General features: G+C 33.3%; 13 protein-coding genes and 1 tRNA gene. 9 read left to right on the top strand and 5 right to left on the bottom strand.

Annotated features, from left to right (window positions below; all coding sequences use genetic code 11):
- Positions 1 to 19 precede the first annotated feature (19 nt).
- The 3 genes from Trichorick_RS02660 (at position 20) to Trichorick_RS02650 (ending at position 2763) form a co-directional block, all read left to right on the top strand.
- Complete coding sequence (locus Trichorick_RS02660) at positions 20 to 445, top strand: response regulator (protein WP_323738710.1); 426 nt, start codon at positions 20 to 22, stop codon at positions 443 to 445.
- Positions 446 to 763: 318 nt separating this feature from the next.
- A tRNA-Ser gene (locus Trichorick_RS02655) sits at positions 764 to 852 on the top strand.
- A 207-nt stretch (positions 853 to 1059) separates the two neighbouring features.
- Positions 1060 to 2763 carry an ABC transporter ATP-binding protein/permease gene (locus tag Trichorick_RS02650; protein WP_323738709.1) on the top strand — a complete coding sequence of 568 codons (1704 nt, stop codon included), beginning with the start codon at positions 1060 to 1062 and terminating at the stop codon, positions 2761 to 2763.
- A gap of 137 nt (positions 2764 to 2900) precedes the next feature.
- On the opposite strand, the gene Trichorick_RS02645 is transcribed toward Trichorick_RS02650, so the two are convergent.
- The 4 genes from Trichorick_RS02645 to Trichorick_RS02630 all read right to left on the bottom strand — a co-directional run bounded on the left by Trichorick_RS02645 (position 2901) and on the right by Trichorick_RS02630 (position 6225).
- Positions 2901 to 3062: a hypothetical protein gene (locus Trichorick_RS02645; protein ID WP_323738708.1), complete on the bottom strand. Its 162-nt coding sequence runs from the start codon at positions 3060 to 3062 to the stop codon at positions 2901 to 2903.
- 309 nt (positions 3063 to 3371) lie between these two features.
- Positions 3372 to 4244, bottom strand: coding sequence for an LpxL/LpxP family acyltransferase (locus Trichorick_RS02640; RefSeq protein WP_323738707.1), 873 nt, complete (start codon positions 4242 to 4244; stop codon positions 3372 to 3374).
- Entirely contained in the window at positions 4207 to 5196 is a 990-nt protein-coding gene (lpxK, locus tag Trichorick_RS02635; RefSeq protein WP_323738706.1) for a tetraacyldisaccharide 4'-kinase, read from the bottom strand. Before lpxK ends, Trichorick_RS02640 begins: the two co-directional genes overlap by 38 nt.
- Before the next feature lie 147 nt (positions 5197 to 5343).
- Complete coding sequence (locus Trichorick_RS02630; RefSeq protein ID WP_323738705.1) at positions 5344 to 6225, bottom strand: peptidylprolyl isomerase; 882 nt, start codon at positions 6223 to 6225, stop codon at positions 5344 to 5346.
- A 154-nt stretch (positions 6226 to 6379) separates the two neighbouring features.
- Between Trichorick_RS02630 and secA the strand changes: the two genes are divergently transcribed.
- The 4 genes from secA (at position 6380) to Trichorick_RS02610 (ending at position 11683) form a co-directional block, all read left to right on the top strand.
- Entirely contained in the window at positions 6380 to 9106 is a 2727-nt protein-coding gene (gene secA, locus Trichorick_RS02625) for a preprotein translocase subunit SecA (RefSeq protein WP_323738704.1), read from the top strand.
- A gap of 174 nt (positions 9107 to 9280) precedes the next feature.
- Positions 9281 to 10021, top strand: coding sequence for a gamma-glutamyl-gamma-aminobutyrate hydrolase family protein (locus tag Trichorick_RS02620; RefSeq protein ID WP_323738703.1), 741 nt, complete (start codon positions 9281 to 9283; stop codon positions 10019 to 10021).
- Positions 10022 to 10036: 15 nt separating this feature from the next.
- A complete protein-coding gene (gene hemB, locus Trichorick_RS02615) occupies positions 10037 to 11023 on the top strand; it encodes a porphobilinogen synthase (protein WP_323738702.1) in 987 nt (328 codons plus the stop codon).
- A gap of 9 nt (positions 11024 to 11032) precedes the next feature.
- Positions 11033 to 11683: an SCO family protein gene (locus Trichorick_RS02610; protein ID WP_323738701.1), complete on the top strand. Its 651-nt coding sequence runs from the start codon at positions 11033 to 11035 to the stop codon at positions 11681 to 11683.
- 137 nt (positions 11684 to 11820) lie between these two features.
- On the opposite strand, the gene Trichorick_RS02605 is transcribed toward Trichorick_RS02610, so the two are convergent.
- Positions 11821 to 12927 carry an HlyD family secretion protein gene (locus Trichorick_RS02605; RefSeq protein ID WP_323738700.1) on the bottom strand — a complete coding sequence of 369 codons (1107 nt, stop codon included), beginning with the start codon at positions 12925 to 12927 and terminating at the stop codon, positions 11821 to 11823.
- A 210-nt stretch (positions 12928 to 13137) separates the two neighbouring features.
- On the opposite strand from Trichorick_RS02605, the gene Trichorick_RS02600 reads away from it, so the two are divergent.
- Positions 13138 to 15015 carry a hypothetical protein gene (locus tag Trichorick_RS02600; protein ID WP_323738699.1) on the top strand — a complete coding sequence of 626 codons (1878 nt, stop codon included), beginning with the start codon at positions 13138 to 13140 and terminating at the stop codon, positions 15013 to 15015.
- A gap of 16 nt (positions 15016 to 15031) precedes the next feature.
- Complete coding sequence (locus Trichorick_RS02595) at positions 15032 to 17050, top strand: ATP-binding cassette domain-containing protein (protein ID WP_323738698.1); 2019 nt, start codon at positions 15032 to 15034, stop codon at positions 17048 to 17050.
- Positions 17051 to 17086 lie beyond the last annotated feature (36 nt).

Here is a 17086-nt window from a genome sequence, read left to right as displayed (position 1 = left end):
TTAGACTATGGTTAGAAATATGACGAAACCATCACGGTTAGCATCTTCCAATCAAAAAAAAATATATAACATTCTTTTTGTAGACGATGATCAAGCATGTCATGACGTAATATCTTTAATATTAAATGATCCATGCTATAAAGTAATTCATGCTTATAGTGCAGTTGAAGCTCTTGAGTTTGTAGAACAATTTTATCAAAGACTAGGACTAATTCTTTTGGATGTTACTTTACGTGATATTAATGGATATGAAGTATATCGTGCTATACGAAACAATCCAGTATCGCATAATATCCCAATAGTATTGCAGACTGGCCTTACAATTTCTGAGTCAGATTTAAAACAAATCATTGGCGTAGATGAAATCAATGTAATTTATAAACCGTATACAGCTAAAGCGCTACTTGCAGTCATTCATAAATTGTGTATACTCGGTGAAGGATGAGTGTTGTTCACGGTTTATGTTTTTTTTGAGTAAAAATCTAGTGGATTTCCTGAATTCCGGCTTGTGCAAGGATGATACTGAAAGTCGAGATGACATCAGGTGGAACATTGGAGCTCAACTAGCCTAAGATCCTGTCAGATCAGTACATCTAAGAGGTAATTTTGCTCACTCAAAACGCAGGCGAAGTTCCGCAGCAAACAAAAGACTGCTTGCGGCACTCGACTTCGTTTTTTCTAAAAATTCCTCTCTTATATCTACTGATCTGACAAGCTCTAAAACAAAAACCATGAACTCTCACAGAGGTCTATTAATAATTATGGAGAGATGGCCGAGTGGTTTAAGGCGCTCGCCTGGAAAGCGTGTTCACGTTTTGCGTGTCAGGGGTTCGAATCCCCTTCTCTCCGCCAGCATTTCTCATATATAGCGTCGCTTGGTTGAATTATGGTACATTAATTTCAAAGCGAAGCTGCACAAGCAGTGATTACTTTATTTCGCACAGCTGAGGCTTGTAAAATTAGCGTACCATAATTCAACTAGGGAAGCTATACATAAACATTATTTGTTTACAAGCTATAAATTCATACTAATAAATCATAATATATAAGCAAAAACTAATGAGCCTTTTTACTAGATGCTATAAACTTACTATAGGTTTTTTTAAAGAAGAGAAAAAAACAATCGCTATATTAGGAATAATATCATTAATAATCTTTGAATTATTTACGGTTTTCTTAATAGTAAGATTTAATCAATGGTATGCTGATTTCTATAATAGCTTGCAAGACTTAAACAAAGAAAAGTTTAAGCAGCAATTATTATTTTTTGTTATTTTAGCTGCAATTTATATAAGCAATGCGCTATTAAAAATTGCACTAAAAATGTGGTATAGTATGGAATGGCGTAGTTGGATGACTAGTAAATATTTAAATTTATGGCTAGTTAACCATAATTATTGTGTTACCAAGATTTTAGGTAAAGAAGTAGATAATCCTGATCAGCGTATTTCTCAGGATATATCAGAATTTGCAACGATTATGGTGAGTTTGTTTTTAGGGGTATTAAATGCTATTACCACAATTATCAGTTTTATCGCCATATTATGGTCACTTTCTGAGCTATTGGAGTTTAATGTACTTGGTATAGAAATTAAATTACGTGGATATCTTGTGTGGGTAGCGTTATTATATTCACTATTAGGCACCTACTGCATTCATTGGTTAGGAAAATCTCTATCTGAGTTATTATTCAAACAGGAAAAAAAAGAAGCGGATTTTAGATATCAGATGATTAGGATCAGAGAAAATGCAGAATCAATAGCGATATATAATGCTATTGATTTTGAGAAAAATGGTGTGCTAGGTAAATTTGCTCTAATTATTAAAAATACAAAAAATATAATATTTAGACAAATGAAGATCACGAGCTTTGTTTCATTTTATCAACAATTTGCACTAATTTTACCGTTTATTGTATTAGCTCCAAGGTATTTTATCGGTAAAATTACCTTAGGTGTATTAATGCAGATCGTAGATTCGTTCAGACGAATGGAAGAAGCGTTATCATGGATAATTAGTTCATATACTGACATAGCAAATCTAAGTGCGATAATCGGTAGATTAGAAGGGTTTGGCACTAGCGTAGATTTTAATGATAGCTTAATTCAGGACAAGAAATTGAACTTTATTAATAATCGAGAAGGTAGTGTAATATTTGAAAATCTAAAAATCTATTTACCAGATAATAAATTACTATTGAGTTGTGATAATTTACAATTGAGAAAAGCTAGGTATTTGATAGCAGGTATTTCAGGTAGTGGCAAAAGCACTTTATTGAAAACTATGCGAAATTTATGGCCATATGCTGAAGGAAACATATCTTTTCCTGATAATGCCACAGCAATGTTTATACCACAAAAAACTTATATGCCTTTAGGTAGTTTAAGAAGCGCTTTATCATATCCATTAATACAATATAATGATGATAATAATATTCAAAAATTATTAGCGCTATTAGGTTTACAACATCTACAGGACAAGCTTGATGAAATCAATGAATGGAGTAGAATATTAAGTTTAGGTGAGCAACAAAAATTAGCTTTTATTAGATGTGTATTAAATAAACCAGATATGATATTTTTAGACGAGGCAACAAGTGCTTTGGATTTATTAAGTGAAAAAGCTGCTTATGAATTATTGACAAAGAATTTACCAGATAAATTGATTGTTTCTATCGCACACAAGAATACACTGACAGCATATCATGATGTGGTAATAACCATAAAAGATAAATCATTACAGATAGCGAGCTCTGACGTATAGCTAGAGTCAGTTAGGTGGTGACGAAGTTTTATAAATTGATGAGTGAGCTTCCGGTTTTTAGCTTTGCTCTCGCTTGTGAGAGGGTAGATGTAAACAAAAAGTTAATTGAATTTGCCTATTTTTTTCTACTCCAAATTTTATTCTAATAGCATCACTATTATCATAAAATTAGGCTTACAATATAAGAAAATGTCTTTTAAAGATTTTGGTATACCGATTACTTCTTCTTTAGTATCTATTACACTGTTTGTATCTTTTCTTGCAGTATCTTTTATTTCCTCATAACCTACTATTTTCATGGCAACCTCCAGTTTAATTAAGTTATATACTAACAAAGCTCCTTTTCAAGTTTGAAGCAAAAACGATAGTGCACTTACGCTTATAACTACTAAGCTAGGATTGAATGATCTGCTTATCAACTATTAAAATTACTTTAATTAGATACAAAATAATTTAACTCTTCTAAATGGTTGGCTTAAGCTACTCTTTAGTATTACTCTTAGATTTATTACTCTGGACTATACAATTGATTAGAACTTGGTGCGTTGTTGTTCGTATATGGCTAAGAGCAAAGATACTCTTGTCAATCCTTAAACCTACTTATTTCCTCACCATCTATTATGAAACCAGAACCATTGACCAGGACGTTGTTTGATCCATTCCTCTAGTATTTGATTAATTTTTAACATAATATTATAACAATCAATATTGAGATCGTTTGTTTGTTCGTATTGTAATGGGGAATGGATAATAATTTTAAAATAGCTGCCAGTCGTCCTGATAATTTGGCAAGGGATAATAGGATATTTAAACTGTAGAGCAAACTTGGCAATAGCATGAGCGGTCATTGCTGGCTTACCAAAAAAAGGTACCTTAATACCATCATTCATTTTTTGATCAACGAGCATGGCAATTGAATGCCCGGATTTCATTGCTCGGATTAGATCTTTTGCTCCTTGCGGTCCCTTGGCAATCAAAGCTATATTATTACTAGCTCGGCAATTATTAATCACACTATTAATATATGGATTATTTGCTTTTCGATAAACTATGGCAAATTTATAATATAGTTTATTGATTATCTTAAGTGCAAAATCCCAGTTTGCAAAATGTCCGGTAAATAGCAAGAAAGGTTTAGATAGTCTTTGTAGTTCTGCTATATGCTCTATCCCCTCTATTTCCACTCTTTTTGAAATTTCAATCTCGGAAATATCTGGTATATAAGGAAATTCACCAATAAAACGGCCGAAATTATCCCATAACTCATTAATTACTTGTTGATGATTTATACTATCACTAAATACAGCCTGTAGGTTTTTTTTAGCAATATGAGTGACTGGTAATAATGGGCCAATTTTTTTTGCGAGTGTACTACATAAATTTGCCGACCTATCTATACCAAAAAGCTTAAGTAAGTTTATGATTGCTAAAAATAACACATATTCAATTATATGCTTTATCTTTCTTAAAAATTTTTTCATATATTAAATCTTGTAATAATTCTTGATTGTTAATAGATAATTCAATTTCAAGATTCTCAACTAATAATTTATTGTAGATTTTAACATGATCTTTGCTAGTAGTAATTAAAGTAGCATGCAAGTTACGGGCTTGATTTTGTAAATATTTACAATCATCATCGGAGTAATGATGATGATCTGGGAATGTCTTGAATCCTGCAAGTGTTATTCCGTTTGCTTGCAGTGTATTAAAAAAACGATCAGGATTGCCTATAGCACAGAAAGCAAAATAAGTTTTAGTTTTATCTAAATTAATGTTAACAATACTAGTAGCATTAAATATTGGTTTACTACAAAAGAACATTGTTTGTTGTAATGTGGTATTATCAGTACCTTCTAATATAATAACTACATTAGCAATATCAAAAGCTGTAGATGGGTATTGACGTAACGGGCCTGCTGGTATAAGCCAACCATTACCAAACCCTCTGTGACCATCAACTGATAAAATAGTGAAGTCTTTAGTGAAATTTGGATTCTGTAGGCCGTCATCAACTATTATTACTTCAGGATTTAAAGATTCAACAAGAACTAAAGCGCTTTGGATTTTTGCTGCTGCAATAACTGTAGTATATTTTGAAATTAACAATGATTCATCACCTACATCATGGGCAGTATGGTGTTTTTGAACTAAAAGCGCAGTTTTTACTGAACTTTTATAAGCTTTAGTAATGACTATGGCATTAATATTTTTTGCCTTTAGTAATTTAATTAACCAAATTACTATTTGAGTTTTACCAGTTCCGCCAATACTAGCATTCCCAATGCAAATCACTGGTGCCGGGAATGTTGTCGGCTTTGCAAAATAATGCCTAATTACTCCAAGAGTAAAATAGAGTTTACTGGGTAACCATAATAAGCAAGCAACAATATTTCTGCTATACCAGAATTTAGGATAATTGAGTTTGAACACTCTCGAGATTTTGTTGGGGTTAATACCGATAGTTGTTAGAAGTTTTAGCAACTGAGAGGTAATAATCTATTGCGAGGTTATTTTATTTTGTAAATATTCAAAAACTGGACTGTATTATAACCTAAATTATAATACAGTCTATATATATTACTTTGTAGGTTCAGCAGTAGCAGGAACTGGCGCTGTTTTATTTGCTTCAGGCGTAGTTTCTGATTTTGGCAAATTTAACTTAATATCAGCTTTACTTGCTAGATCAGTAAAGTATTTTTCTACAGCTTCTCTACTAAGCCTAGAAGTTATATTAGGTTTTTCAGTTTCTGCTGTTGGCACTTGTGCGGCTCTCTTATCAAGCACTTGAATGATGTGCCATCCAAATTGAGTTTTTACTGGATCAGAAATTTCTTTAACTTTCATGGAAAAGGCTTTAGCTTCAAATTCAGGAACTAACTGACCTTTAGTAATATAGCCAATTTCGCCGTTATTTGCTTTTGAACCTTCATCACTAGAGAACTCTTTGACTAATGCTGAAAATTTAGCACCTTTACTTAATTTCTTTTTGATTTCTTTAGCTTTCTCTTCGCTATCAACTAAGATATGGCTAACTTTTATTTCTTCCTGACCTTTTAAACTCTCAACTAGTTTTTTATATTCAGCATCAATCATTGCATCAGTAACTACTGCTTTTACTTGACGTTCAATAAGCTCTTGTTGCAGCAACTGAGTTTTAACATTATTTAATTTTTCCTGAAATTCTTTTGCAGTTTCAATTCCAAGAGCCTTGGCTTCCTGATTAAGAAGCTGGACATTGATATAGCCGCGAACTAGTGCTTCTTGTAAATTTCGATCAAATTCCGAGAATTTTTTATCCTTATTTCCAGGCTGCATATCTAATGCTGGTTTAAATTGCTGCATTATTTGCGATTCCCGCACTTCTCCACCCTTATATGTTGCAACAATAGGATCATTTTCTGCAAAAGCTACGTTGTAGGTTAGACTAGCTGATAAGAGAATTATTGCTAATTTTTTCATTTTTCGGCTCATTATTATCTGTTAATTTTATTAAATATAATTAGTCCTTTTAGAAGCATATATTGCATTCGTCAACAGCTATTTACAATTTGTTTGCTAAATTTGCAAAATACCATATTTTAATATGGTTATTTTGTAAATACAGGATTAATTAATGTTTTCGATACTAAAAAAATTCATCGGCACTGCTAATGACCGCATAATTAAAAAATTACGTCCAGAAGTCATCAAAATTAACCAATTAGAGCCTCAAATACAAGCATTATCTGATCAACAACTAAAAGATAAAACTGCTGAATTCAAACATAGAGTTGCGCAAGGCAATGCTTTAGACAGCTTGATTTATGAAGCATTTGCAGTAGTACGAGAGGCAGCAAGGCGAGTGCATGGGACAAGACACTTCGATGTGCAGTTAATTGGTGGGTTGATATTACATCAAAATATGGTGGCAGAAATGCGCACTGGCGAAGGAAAGACTCTGGTATCCACATTGCCGGCATATTTAAATGCTTTGACTGGAAAAGGTGTGCATATTGTAACGGTAAATGATTATTTGGCAAAACGTGATTCTGAATGGATGGGTAAAATTTATGAATTTCTTGGTCTATCTGTGGGATGTATTATTAGCAATATGAGCGACGCAGACCGACGTCATGCTTATTTACAGGATATTACATATGCTACAAATAATGAGTTGGGTTTTGATTTTTTACGAGATAATATGAAATACAGCGAAGAAACCAGAGTTCTGCGTCCCTGTAATTTTGCGATTATTGATGAAGTAGATTCAATTCTAATTGATGAAGCACGAACACCATTAATTATCTCAGGACCTGTAGATGATAATTCTACACTTTATAATGAAATTAATACGTTAGTTCGACAGTTAACAACTGCTGACTATGAAAAAGATGAAAAACTGCGCACAGTGAATTTAACTGAGAGTGGTATTAATCAGCTGGAATCAGCAATGGTTGCACAAAGTTTGATTACTAAAAATAGTAGCTTATATGACTTTGAGAATCTAAGTCTAGTTCATTATGTTAATCAGGCGCTTAAGGCTCATACATTGTTTAATGCTAATGTCGATTATATCGTGCAAGAAGGCAAAGTAATGATTATTGATGAGATGACCGGCCGGATAATGGAAGGGAGGAGATATTCGGAAGGCCTGCATCAAGCACTGGAAGCCAAAGAAGGAGTTAAGGTTCAAAATGAAAACCAAACATTAGCTTCCATAACCTTTCAGAATTATTTTAGAATGTATCCTAAACTGTCAGGAATGACCGGTACGGCAATGACTGAGGCGGCAGAATTAAAAGATATATATAATCTTGAAGTAGTGGCAGTGCCTACCCATCATCCGGTACAGAGGATTGATTATGATGATGAGATTTATGGTAGTAAGCAAGATAAGTATGAAGCAATTTTAAAATTGATTAAAGATTGTTATGAACGCGCGCAACCGGTGCTTGTTGGTACTGTGAGCATTGAGAAATCAGAAGAATTATCGACAATACTTAAAAAGCATAAAATTAAACATAACATATTAAATGCAAAATTTCATGAACAGGAAGCTTATATTATTGCGCAAGCAGGAAGGCCGAAAGCAGTAACCATTGCTACTAACATGGCAGGGCGTGGTACTGATATTAGGCTCGGTGGTAATGAGGATATGCTAGTAGATCAACTAGATTCACAGAGTTTAACAGCAGAAGAATATAAAGCGACGGTAGATAAAATTAAGCAACAAATCATGGAAGACAAACGACAAGTAATTGCTGCTGGTGGTTTGTTTGTTATTGGTACTGAGAGGCATGAAAGTCGTAGGATCGACAATCAGTTAAGAGGTCGATCTGGTAGACAAGGAGATCCAGGAAGCACTAAATTTTTCCTATCACTAGAAGATGATTTGATGCGTATTTTTGCTTCAGACCGTATTTCTGGAATCCTTCGTACATTAGGTTTAAAAGGAGGAGAAGCTATTCACCATCCAATGATTAGTCGTTCACTGGAAAAAGCACAACAAAAAGTAGAAGCGCACAATTATGAGATTCGTAAAAATCTTTTGCGTTTTGATGATGTAATGAGTGATCAACGAAAAATAGTTTATGAACAGAGAAATGAAATTATTCTAGCCAATGATGCAGGCTATTTTTTTGATAACATGACAGAGCAAGCGATAGAGAGTATCGTCTTATCATTTATTAAACCAAAATCATATCGAGAAGATTGGGATTTGCATGCTTTAGCTGGTGAGTTATTACGTGTATTTTCTATAAAATTTGATATAGCAACTATTCAAAATGAGAATGTTACTGAGGTCGAAATTATCAAAAAAATTACCGAAATGGTTCATGATCTTTATGAAATGAAACGTAGTAATTATGGCGTCGATATTATGCGAGATGCGGTTAAGTATATTTTGCTGACCACTCTTGATCAGGTTTGGAAGGATCACTTACATAATCTTGATTATTTAAGGCAAGGAATTTCGCTCAGAGCATACGGGCAGAAAGATCCTTTAAATGAATATAAGAGAGAGGCTTTTACGTTGTTTGAACATATGTTAGTATGTTTAAGAGAGCTTTTTGTCCAGAGAGTAAGTTATTTACATATAGATGCACAACATTTAGATCGTAATACACTGTCACTAGCGCATAAGCGACTACAGAAAATGAGTGAAACTAGAGAGGATCCAGCATTTTCTAAATATAATTCCGGCGCTAGTATAGAAACTGCCTTGCAACCAATTAAAGCTTACGTCGATCCTAAAGATAGAGTGCAAGATGATCCCACTAGCTGGGGTAAGATTGCACGAAATGAGCTGTGTCCTTGTGGGTCAGAAAAAAAATACAAACATTGCCATGGTACGAGGTGAAAATCTGCGGATTGCGGCGTCGTCACCATAGATCTGCGGTGCTCACGTATTAATCATACGCTGCGCTCCTCGACTATGTGACTTCTAGCACTCCTTGATTTTGACCTCGTACCAATGTCCTTCATTTCAAGTTCAGGGAGTGTGTGCTGTAATTTTAATTGAGGTAATTGTTTTATGAGAAAAAAGCCAGTAATCGGTATTGTTTTGGATTTAGCTGAAGATTCTGAAAAATATAGATATTCATCGTTTCCGTGGTATGTATTAAGGCAAAATTATGTAGCGAGTATCATTAAGGCTGGGGGAATAGCAATAATGATACCTTATCAAATTGAGGCAATAGCAGAGGTTCTTGATATAGTAGATGGACTAATTATTCCAGGAAGTGATGAAGATATTCATCCTAAATTTTACCATCAAGAGATTAATTCTAAATATGTTGAGGTAAGAAATGATGATGAGAAAACAGATTTTGAACTGGCAATTTTGCAAAAGGCTATAGAGCGAGATCTGCCATTCCTAGGAATATGTCATGGAATGCAGTTATTAAATATATTTTTTGGTGGTGATTTGATCCAACATATACCTGATTATATCAGTTCTACGATTAACCATAAACAACCGGATACTAAAAATACACCAGCGCATAATATTAATATAGTTGAAGGTAGTATATTATCGAAGTTGACAGCAAATAAAGAAGTGATGATAAATTCTAATCATCACCAGGCTCTTGGTAAGATAGGAGATGGCTTGATTATAACAGCAACCGCAGCAGATAATATTGTTGAAGCAATAGAGTCGCCACAGCATAAATTTGTATTAGGAGTGCAGTGGCATCCTGAATATTTAAACGCAAATGATATAGATTTTGCTATATTTAAAGGGTTAGTAGAAGCTGCAACTGAGAACTTATAAATTAGGAATAGAATTATGTATCCAACAGTACGATTAAGGCGTAATAGAAAAGCCGAATGGTTACGAGAATTAGTAGCAGAGACTACCATTTCTCCAACTAATTTGATATTACCAATATTTGTAATCGAAGGTAAAAATCAACAGCAGGAAATAAAAACTATGCCTGGTGTTTATCGATATTCTATAGATAAGGTAATAGTTACTGCAAAAAAAGCAGCAAAAGCTGGAATCAAGGCAATTGCAATATTCCCCTGTATTGAACAGGAATTAAAGAGCGATGATGCAGATGAAGCTTATAACTTGGATAACTTGCTCTGTAGAACTATCAGGAGCTTAAAGAACGCTGGAATTGATATTGGAATAATATGTGACATTGCTTTGGATCCATATACTACTCATGGTCACGATGGTATTGTAGGTGATGATGGTGACGTCGATAATGATAAAACAGTCGAAGCTTTATCTAATCAGGCATTAGTATTAGCAAAGGCAGGAGCTGATATCGTAGCCCCTTCAGATATGATGGATGGTAGAATAGCAGCGATACGTGAGGGATTGGATGATGAAGGATTTATCAATGTAAATATTTTGGCATATGCTGCTAAATATGCTTCTAGCTTCTATTCTCCTTTTCGTGATGCAGTGGGTAGTAGTAAAGGATCATATTTAAGTAAGGCTACTTATCAAATGGATATACGTAATGTTAAAGAAGCGATGCGTGAAATTGAACAAGATTTGATGGAGGGCGCTGATATGGTGATGATCAAGCCTGGGATGCCGTTTCTAGATGTAATTCATGCAGCAGCAACTAATTTTGAGTCAAGTGTTTTTGCTTATCAAGTGAGCGGTGAATACGCAATGCTAAAATTTGCTGCTTTAGCTGGAGCCATTAACTGGCAGGAAAGTATGATGGAGTCTCTCATTGCTTTTCGGCGGGCAGGGGCTTCAGCTATTTTTAGCTATGCAGCTTTAGAATTTGCTGAAATTTTAGCTCAAAGGTAAGTAAAAAATATGAACAAAGAAGAAAAAACTATTAGTAATACCATTAAAGTGATTATAGCAGTTGGTGCTATGGTGCTAATAATTGCGTTATATCTATTATTATCTATTGAAACGCCAGTTAAACCTCTTGCAGGACATGGTGATAATATTAAAGATGATGCGCAAATAGGTGGGGATTTTGAACTTACCGATTTTAACGGTAAGAATTTCAATAGTTCTATGTTAAAAGGGCATTTAAGTATGATATATTTTGGTTTTACTTACTGTCCTGATATTTGTCCGACTTCTCTTTATAAATTAACGGAAGTTTTAAATGCACTCGATAAGTATAAAATAAATATAACTCCGGTATTTATCACTATAGACCCTGAGCGTGATACTGTAGAAGTATTAAAGGAGTATTTACCACATTTTCATCCCAAATTTATTGGCTTAACTGGAAATGTTGGGCAAATCAAAGAGGTTGCTGATAAATTTAAAGTATATTATGCTAGATCGATAGATAATAAAACTGCAGAAGGTAATAAGAATTATATGATTGACCATTCATCATTCGTTTATTTATTAGATAAAGATGGGCAATATTTCAAGCATTTTTACTTTAGCTCCAGCGCTGAAGAGATCATAGATTTTATTAGAGTTAATAATATAAGTCATTGAAGCGGTGGATATTTACGTTGTTATATCAAATTCCAAGTGTACTAATAACGGGTGTAATAGAGTATAAAGAACTCTTCAAACTCTGATTCATGCAATAACGCCGATGCGACAGAACCTTTTAGAGTGACAGGAATAATTTATAATGCTCCAATATCATTAAAAGATTCAATTACTGGCTTCATAAAATATGCAAATGCAGAAACCTTACCTCGGCCGATTGTACCATACAATGACATTCCATATTTTAAAGGATAGGTTTTATTTTTATAAGTTAAATAAGGCTTTTCTGGTAAAACATCGATTAAGTAAAATTTTGCACTTTGTGTCACTTCTGTAGCATTTATACTAATATTAATAATTTTACCCATGATCGTGCCAAAGATACCATGATCATAAGTATCAATTCTGATATATACAGGTGCATTCTCGTGTATTTTACCAATCTTATCAGTGCTCATCTTTAATTGTATTTTAAATTTATCTGCAGTATCTTCAATAATATCAGCAAATGTTGTCCCTTTTGCTGCGTATTGACCATCTTGCTCGAAATATATTTTTTCGATAACTCCATTTGCAGGAGCTTTTAGAGTTGATCTTTCAAGATATACTTGATAGACTTTTAGGTTGTTTTCTAGATCCTGCTTTTGTTCTATATATTTTTCCATTTCAAATATAATTTTTTCTTCAAAGTCTTTTATAGCCTTTACTAAAGATTGCTCATCTTTGAGTACTCTTTGTTTTATAGTAATATCGGTCATTTTTGCAAGTGAACCTTTAGCAATAAGAGCTTGTACTACATCATATTCTCGGGCATCTGCAGCTAATAAATCCTGAAAATTTTTGATCTGATCAATATAATTTTCTCTTAATTCATCAAAATTACTTTGATTCAACATCTTATTTTCATTATTAGCAACTATTTTCTGTTGATCAATTAACAACCCTTTAAGCAAATCTATTTTGTGCGTAACATATTGAATTTTATCAGATAGTAGTTTTGTTTGGAGGGAATATTCTTGGGCATCAAGTTCTGCCAATACCTGTCCCTCATTAACATGATCTCCTTCCTGTACACTGATCTTAGAGATAATACCAGCCTCAAAAAAATCAGCTTTGACAATAGAGTTATATGGGACTACTTCTCCTTGAGCTCTTGAAAATATTTCGATGTAAACAAAATTGCTGATAACGATCAATAGACATAATAATAAAAAACTTAAGCCCATAATTCGTTGTGCGGTCATAAAACTCCATGATTAATGAAAATTTAATATTAATTTTATGACATCTGGTTAGAAATGTAAATATATTGTGGCTAAATTAATATTTTTTATAAAAAACTATGGAAGCTAATTCAATTATTATCGCAAATTATTTATGAAAAACAAAATGATTGAGTAAAATAGTTAAGCAAAAGAGTAACATTAAGTAGACTAATATGTGGAGAAGTTAAGGTGTCAAAAAAAACTGGTAATGACACAGAAGCTATGCGCACAACTGTTAATACTTCTACTGTAACCTCAGCTATGAATAGCTTAGTACAAGAATCAACTGAAAATAAAGAAGAAACAACTAAGCTACTATCAATAAACTCTGCTAATACCTCCACCGAAACTGAATATAATACCGACGTTGAGCAAGGCAATACAGAAAATAATAGCAAAATTTTAAATTCAGCTGGTAATACCAACAGTGAATTTAGCAAAGTTAATAATGTGCAGGCTGGTAATGATATTACAGTAAAACAGGAAGTACAAACATCAACAACCTCAGAAAATTCTACTTCTGAAGCAGCGCCAAATGAAAATCATTCAGTAGTATCTGAAAGCCAAGAACAACAAGAAACTCAAAATCATCATGAATCTACTCAAGCTTTTGCTGCAACTTCTGAATCATCTTCGTCTACTTCTAGCACCAGTAATATTGTTAATAGTATAACTCAGACGATTTCACCTATACAAGATATAAATAGTACAGCTGCTACTTCAGTAAATCTTGCTAATACGAATAGCAATGATAACTCCACACTAATTATTTCGGATGTTACTCCTCCGGATGTTACTCCTCCGGATGTTACTCCTCCGGATGTTACTCCTCCGGATGTTACTCCTCCGGATGTTACCCCTCCGGATGTTACCCCTCCGGATGTTACTCCTCCGGATAACCCTATCCCCTTGACTATTCACAATTTAGCTTGGGATAACATAAGTTATAATGAACTATTAACACTGTCTGGCACTGCTTCAGCAAATAGTAGTGTTGAACTTAGACTAGTTGATAATCTGGGAAATAATGTTACTACCATCGTGAACGTAGAAGATGATGGTAATTGGAGCACAAATTTAAATAGAGAAAATATCGAAACTCTTGCAGCAGGCGATATATCAATTAATGTTAATGAATTGCACAATGATGATATAGTATCCAGTTTAGTTCAAACCGGAGTGTTCAGACCATTGGAAATTGAATTATCAGATGCTACAGTATCACTAACTGAACCAATAACTACTGGAATAGTACTCGCGGGTACAATCATTAATGAAAGTGGACATTCTTCGGTAGATCAATGGCATATACACCATAATGGCGGTGATCTAACTTTGGATGTTAGTTCCAATTTCAATAGTAGTTGGGATACATATTTACGAGTTTTTGAACAAACGGCTGATGGCAAATTTGGAACTCAGATAGGCTTTAATGATGATGGTGGTTTGGGGCATGATAATTCTACTACTGGTTTAGATTCTTTTCTACATTTAGGAGATTTAGCAGCAGGTGATTATATTATTGCGTTGGGTGTATATTATATGTCAGAAGCAGAAGCTGTACAATCAATATCTTTTCCCAATGATGCCCCATACGGTAATGCATATCATATAACTGCTACCGGAAATATTGAGGTAACAGGATTTCCGATAGACCCTGGTCACTCTGCCAATATATATTCACAATCAATAGATAACGGCAACATGCAGTTAGAATTTATGGTTACGCTTAATCAGGCAATTACTAATAATTCTGGTGAGGCATCAATGAATTATCAGATATATTCTGGTGACACCGAGTATCATTCTGGCCAAATTATATTTCAGGCTGGAGAGATATCACATACAGTAGTATTTACCTCACCTATTACAGATATTAGCACTATAAATCTATCTTCAATTCGAGTAACGCTAGATAATTTTTCTAATAATATTCATCAAAATGATATTTCTTCTATTGATTTTACGCCACAAGAAGACCTGATAACACCAATAGAAGATCATATTACTCCAATAATAGACGATGGAGCTGTTGGAGATGCAAATTTTATCGATGATCACCACTAATCATCTTTAATAATTAATGAACAAGGAAGATAATGTGAACAAGGAAGTATTTTTTAATATTATAATACAATTAAAACAACAATATAATTTAGATAATCATACTGTTGAGTATATCAAGAAAAAATTATCAGCTGAAGATATTAACCTAGAAGAATTAAAATTAAGGTTAGCAAGTTTACATTTTAATATTGCAGAAATTACTAATATCAAAGATGTCTTGGCTGAGGAAAATAAAAGTTATTTACTATATACAGCAGAAGATGATAACGAATCAAAGATCTGTAACTACAACGAAATATTAACTATTGATAATAAAAATACACTGCTATTTGCACTAACCTTTCATCCTCAAGAACGAGTACACGCACACGTAGCAGCATTACCAGAGAAAATTACTTTTAATTGGTTTATGCGTCAGTTATTTAGCAAAAACGGAATATATATTTTCATTGGTGGTCTAATCACCAACATCCTAGCCTTTATTGTCCCCCTTTTTGACATGAATGTATTCGATAAAGTACTGCCTAATGGCTTTATCAGCAATTTAATGTGGTTACTTTTAGTCGCAATCGTATTTTTATTAATTTGGTTTGTTAATCGAGCTGCTCTAACTTTTCTTATAGGTGAAAATATTGAAGAGTTAGAAGAACAAGTAGATGAATTTTTTACCAATAGACTAATACACGTCAAAGCAAATAGCGCTCCAGAAGTCAACTCATTTTTATCTCAAGTTATTAGTGATGGCCAGTCGTTGACTAGGTTTATGGGATTATTACATATAATAGCCGTGATTGACGTACCATTTATGTTGCTGTTTATCTTCATGATCTATTTTATCGGTGGTGATTTGGTATATGTAACGATTATAGCTATATCGATTGTAGTCATAATTAATTTATTTTATCAATCAACAATAAAAAACTTTGTTCACCTTTCTACAGAAAAAACCTTTGAGAAAAAACACATTCAAACAGAGATAATGCAATCCATCAACTTTATTAAGTTAGCAAATATGGAGAATTATTTTTGTAACAAAGAAATAAAAGCCGATATTGGAGGCAGTAAACGACTTCACTATAATACAATTTTTGCTTGTATTAATCACGTTTCGACTTTAATAATGTTTGGATCTTTAATCACTGTGGTATCAATTGGGGCTGTGCAAGTTATTGAAGGTACTCTGACTATTGGACAATTAGCCGCTTGCTCTATGTTTACCTCACGAGCTGTTTCTACATCAAAAATCACCGGTCTATTGTTTAATTTTTATCGATTAAAAATGCTATTTTCTAACTTAGAACATTTTTCTAAATTACCACTGGAACATACCTCTAGTTTACCACTTGAGAGAGTAGATAATATTACGGTAAAGTCGGTATCAATAAGTTTTAATTCAAGAGAAATGGTATTGGATAGCTTAAATGTTACCTTAGATCGTCAAAGCAATAGTTTTATATATGGTAAGCCAGGATCAGGAAAATCTACATTGTTTAATGCTCTAGCCGGACTACAGCCAATACATCAAGGCTCAATAGAAATTAATAGTCTAGAATTATCTAATTTTGGTCAGAGTGATATTAGGTCAAAAATACATTTTTCTCCGGCAACAGCAAGATTTTTTACTGGAACAATTCTTGATAATTTAAAACTAGATAATCAATCAGTTACTCATCTTGATATTGCGGATGCTTTGAATAAAGTTGGTTTATTAGAAAAAGTAAATAAAATAGAACATGGATTAGCTCAAGAAATTATAAATTTTGAGAAAGTTCCTTTTTCATCAGGCGAGAGTAAAAAATTTATGCTATCTAGGATATTCTTAGTTAATGCTGATTTTATAATTATTGATGAGCCTTTTGACTACCTAGATGATGAGAGCGGTGCACAAATTCTAAAACAAATAATAGATTATACTAAACAGAAAAATATCGGCCTTTGTGTTTTTAGTAATCGCAAAAGATTTGCACCAATGTTTGCACAGGCGTTTACCATCAATCAAGGTAAGTTATATCCTTTATTGATTAGTGACAAATAATACCAATCAGTATAATTAAGATTCTATTAGACCTTT

The organism is Candidatus Trichorickettsia mobilis (assembly GCF_034366785.1).
Taxonomy (GTDB): Bacteria; Pseudomonadota; Alphaproteobacteria; order Rickettsiales; family Rickettsiaceae; genus Trichorickettsia; species Trichorickettsia mobilis_A.
The sequence above is the reverse complement of the archived record's forward strand: the minus strand, read 5'-3'. Positions and strand labels throughout refer to the sequence as shown.

Excerpts from the sequence above, each read along its gene's own strand:
- Trichorick_RS02660 (WP_323738710.1), top strand. The coding sequence starts at position 20 with ATGACGAAACCATCACGGTTAGCATCTTCCAATCAAAAAAAAATATAT.
- Trichorick_RS02650 (WP_323738709.1), top strand. The coding sequence starts at position 1,060 with ATGAGCCTTTTTACTAGATGCTATAAACTTACTATAGGTTTTTTTAAA.
- Trichorick_RS02645 (WP_323738708.1), bottom strand. The coding sequence starts at position 3,062 with ATGAAAATAGTAGGTTATGAGGAAATAAAAGATACTGCAAGAAAAGAT.
- Trichorick_RS02640 (WP_323738707.1), bottom strand. The coding sequence starts at position 4,244 with ATGAAAAAATTTTTAAGAAAGATAAAGCATATAATTGAATATGTGTTA.
- Trichorick_RS02630 (WP_323738705.1), bottom strand. The coding sequence starts at position 6,225 with ATGAAAAAATTAGCAATAATTCTCTTATCAGCTAGTCTAACCTACAAC.
- secA (WP_323738704.1), top strand. The coding sequence starts at position 6,380 with ATGTTTTCGATACTAAAAAAATTCATCGGCACTGCTAATGACCGCATA.
- Trichorick_RS02620 (WP_323738703.1), top strand. The coding sequence starts at position 9,281 with ATGAGAAAAAAGCCAGTAATCGGTATTGTTTTGGATTTAGCTGAAGAT.
- hemB (WP_323738702.1), top strand. The coding sequence starts at position 10,037 with ATGTATCCAACAGTACGATTAAGGCGTAATAGAAAAGCCGAATGGTTA.
- Trichorick_RS02610 (WP_323738701.1), top strand. The coding sequence starts at position 11,033 with ATGAACAAAGAAGAAAAAACTATTAGTAATACCATTAAAGTGATTATA.
- Trichorick_RS02605 (WP_323738700.1), bottom strand. The coding sequence starts at position 12,927 with ATGACCGCACAACGAATTATGGGCTTAAGTTTTTTATTATTATGTCTA.
- Trichorick_RS02595 (WP_323738698.1), top strand. The coding sequence starts at position 15,032 with ATGAACAAGGAAGATAATGTGAACAAGGAAGTATTTTTTAATATTATA.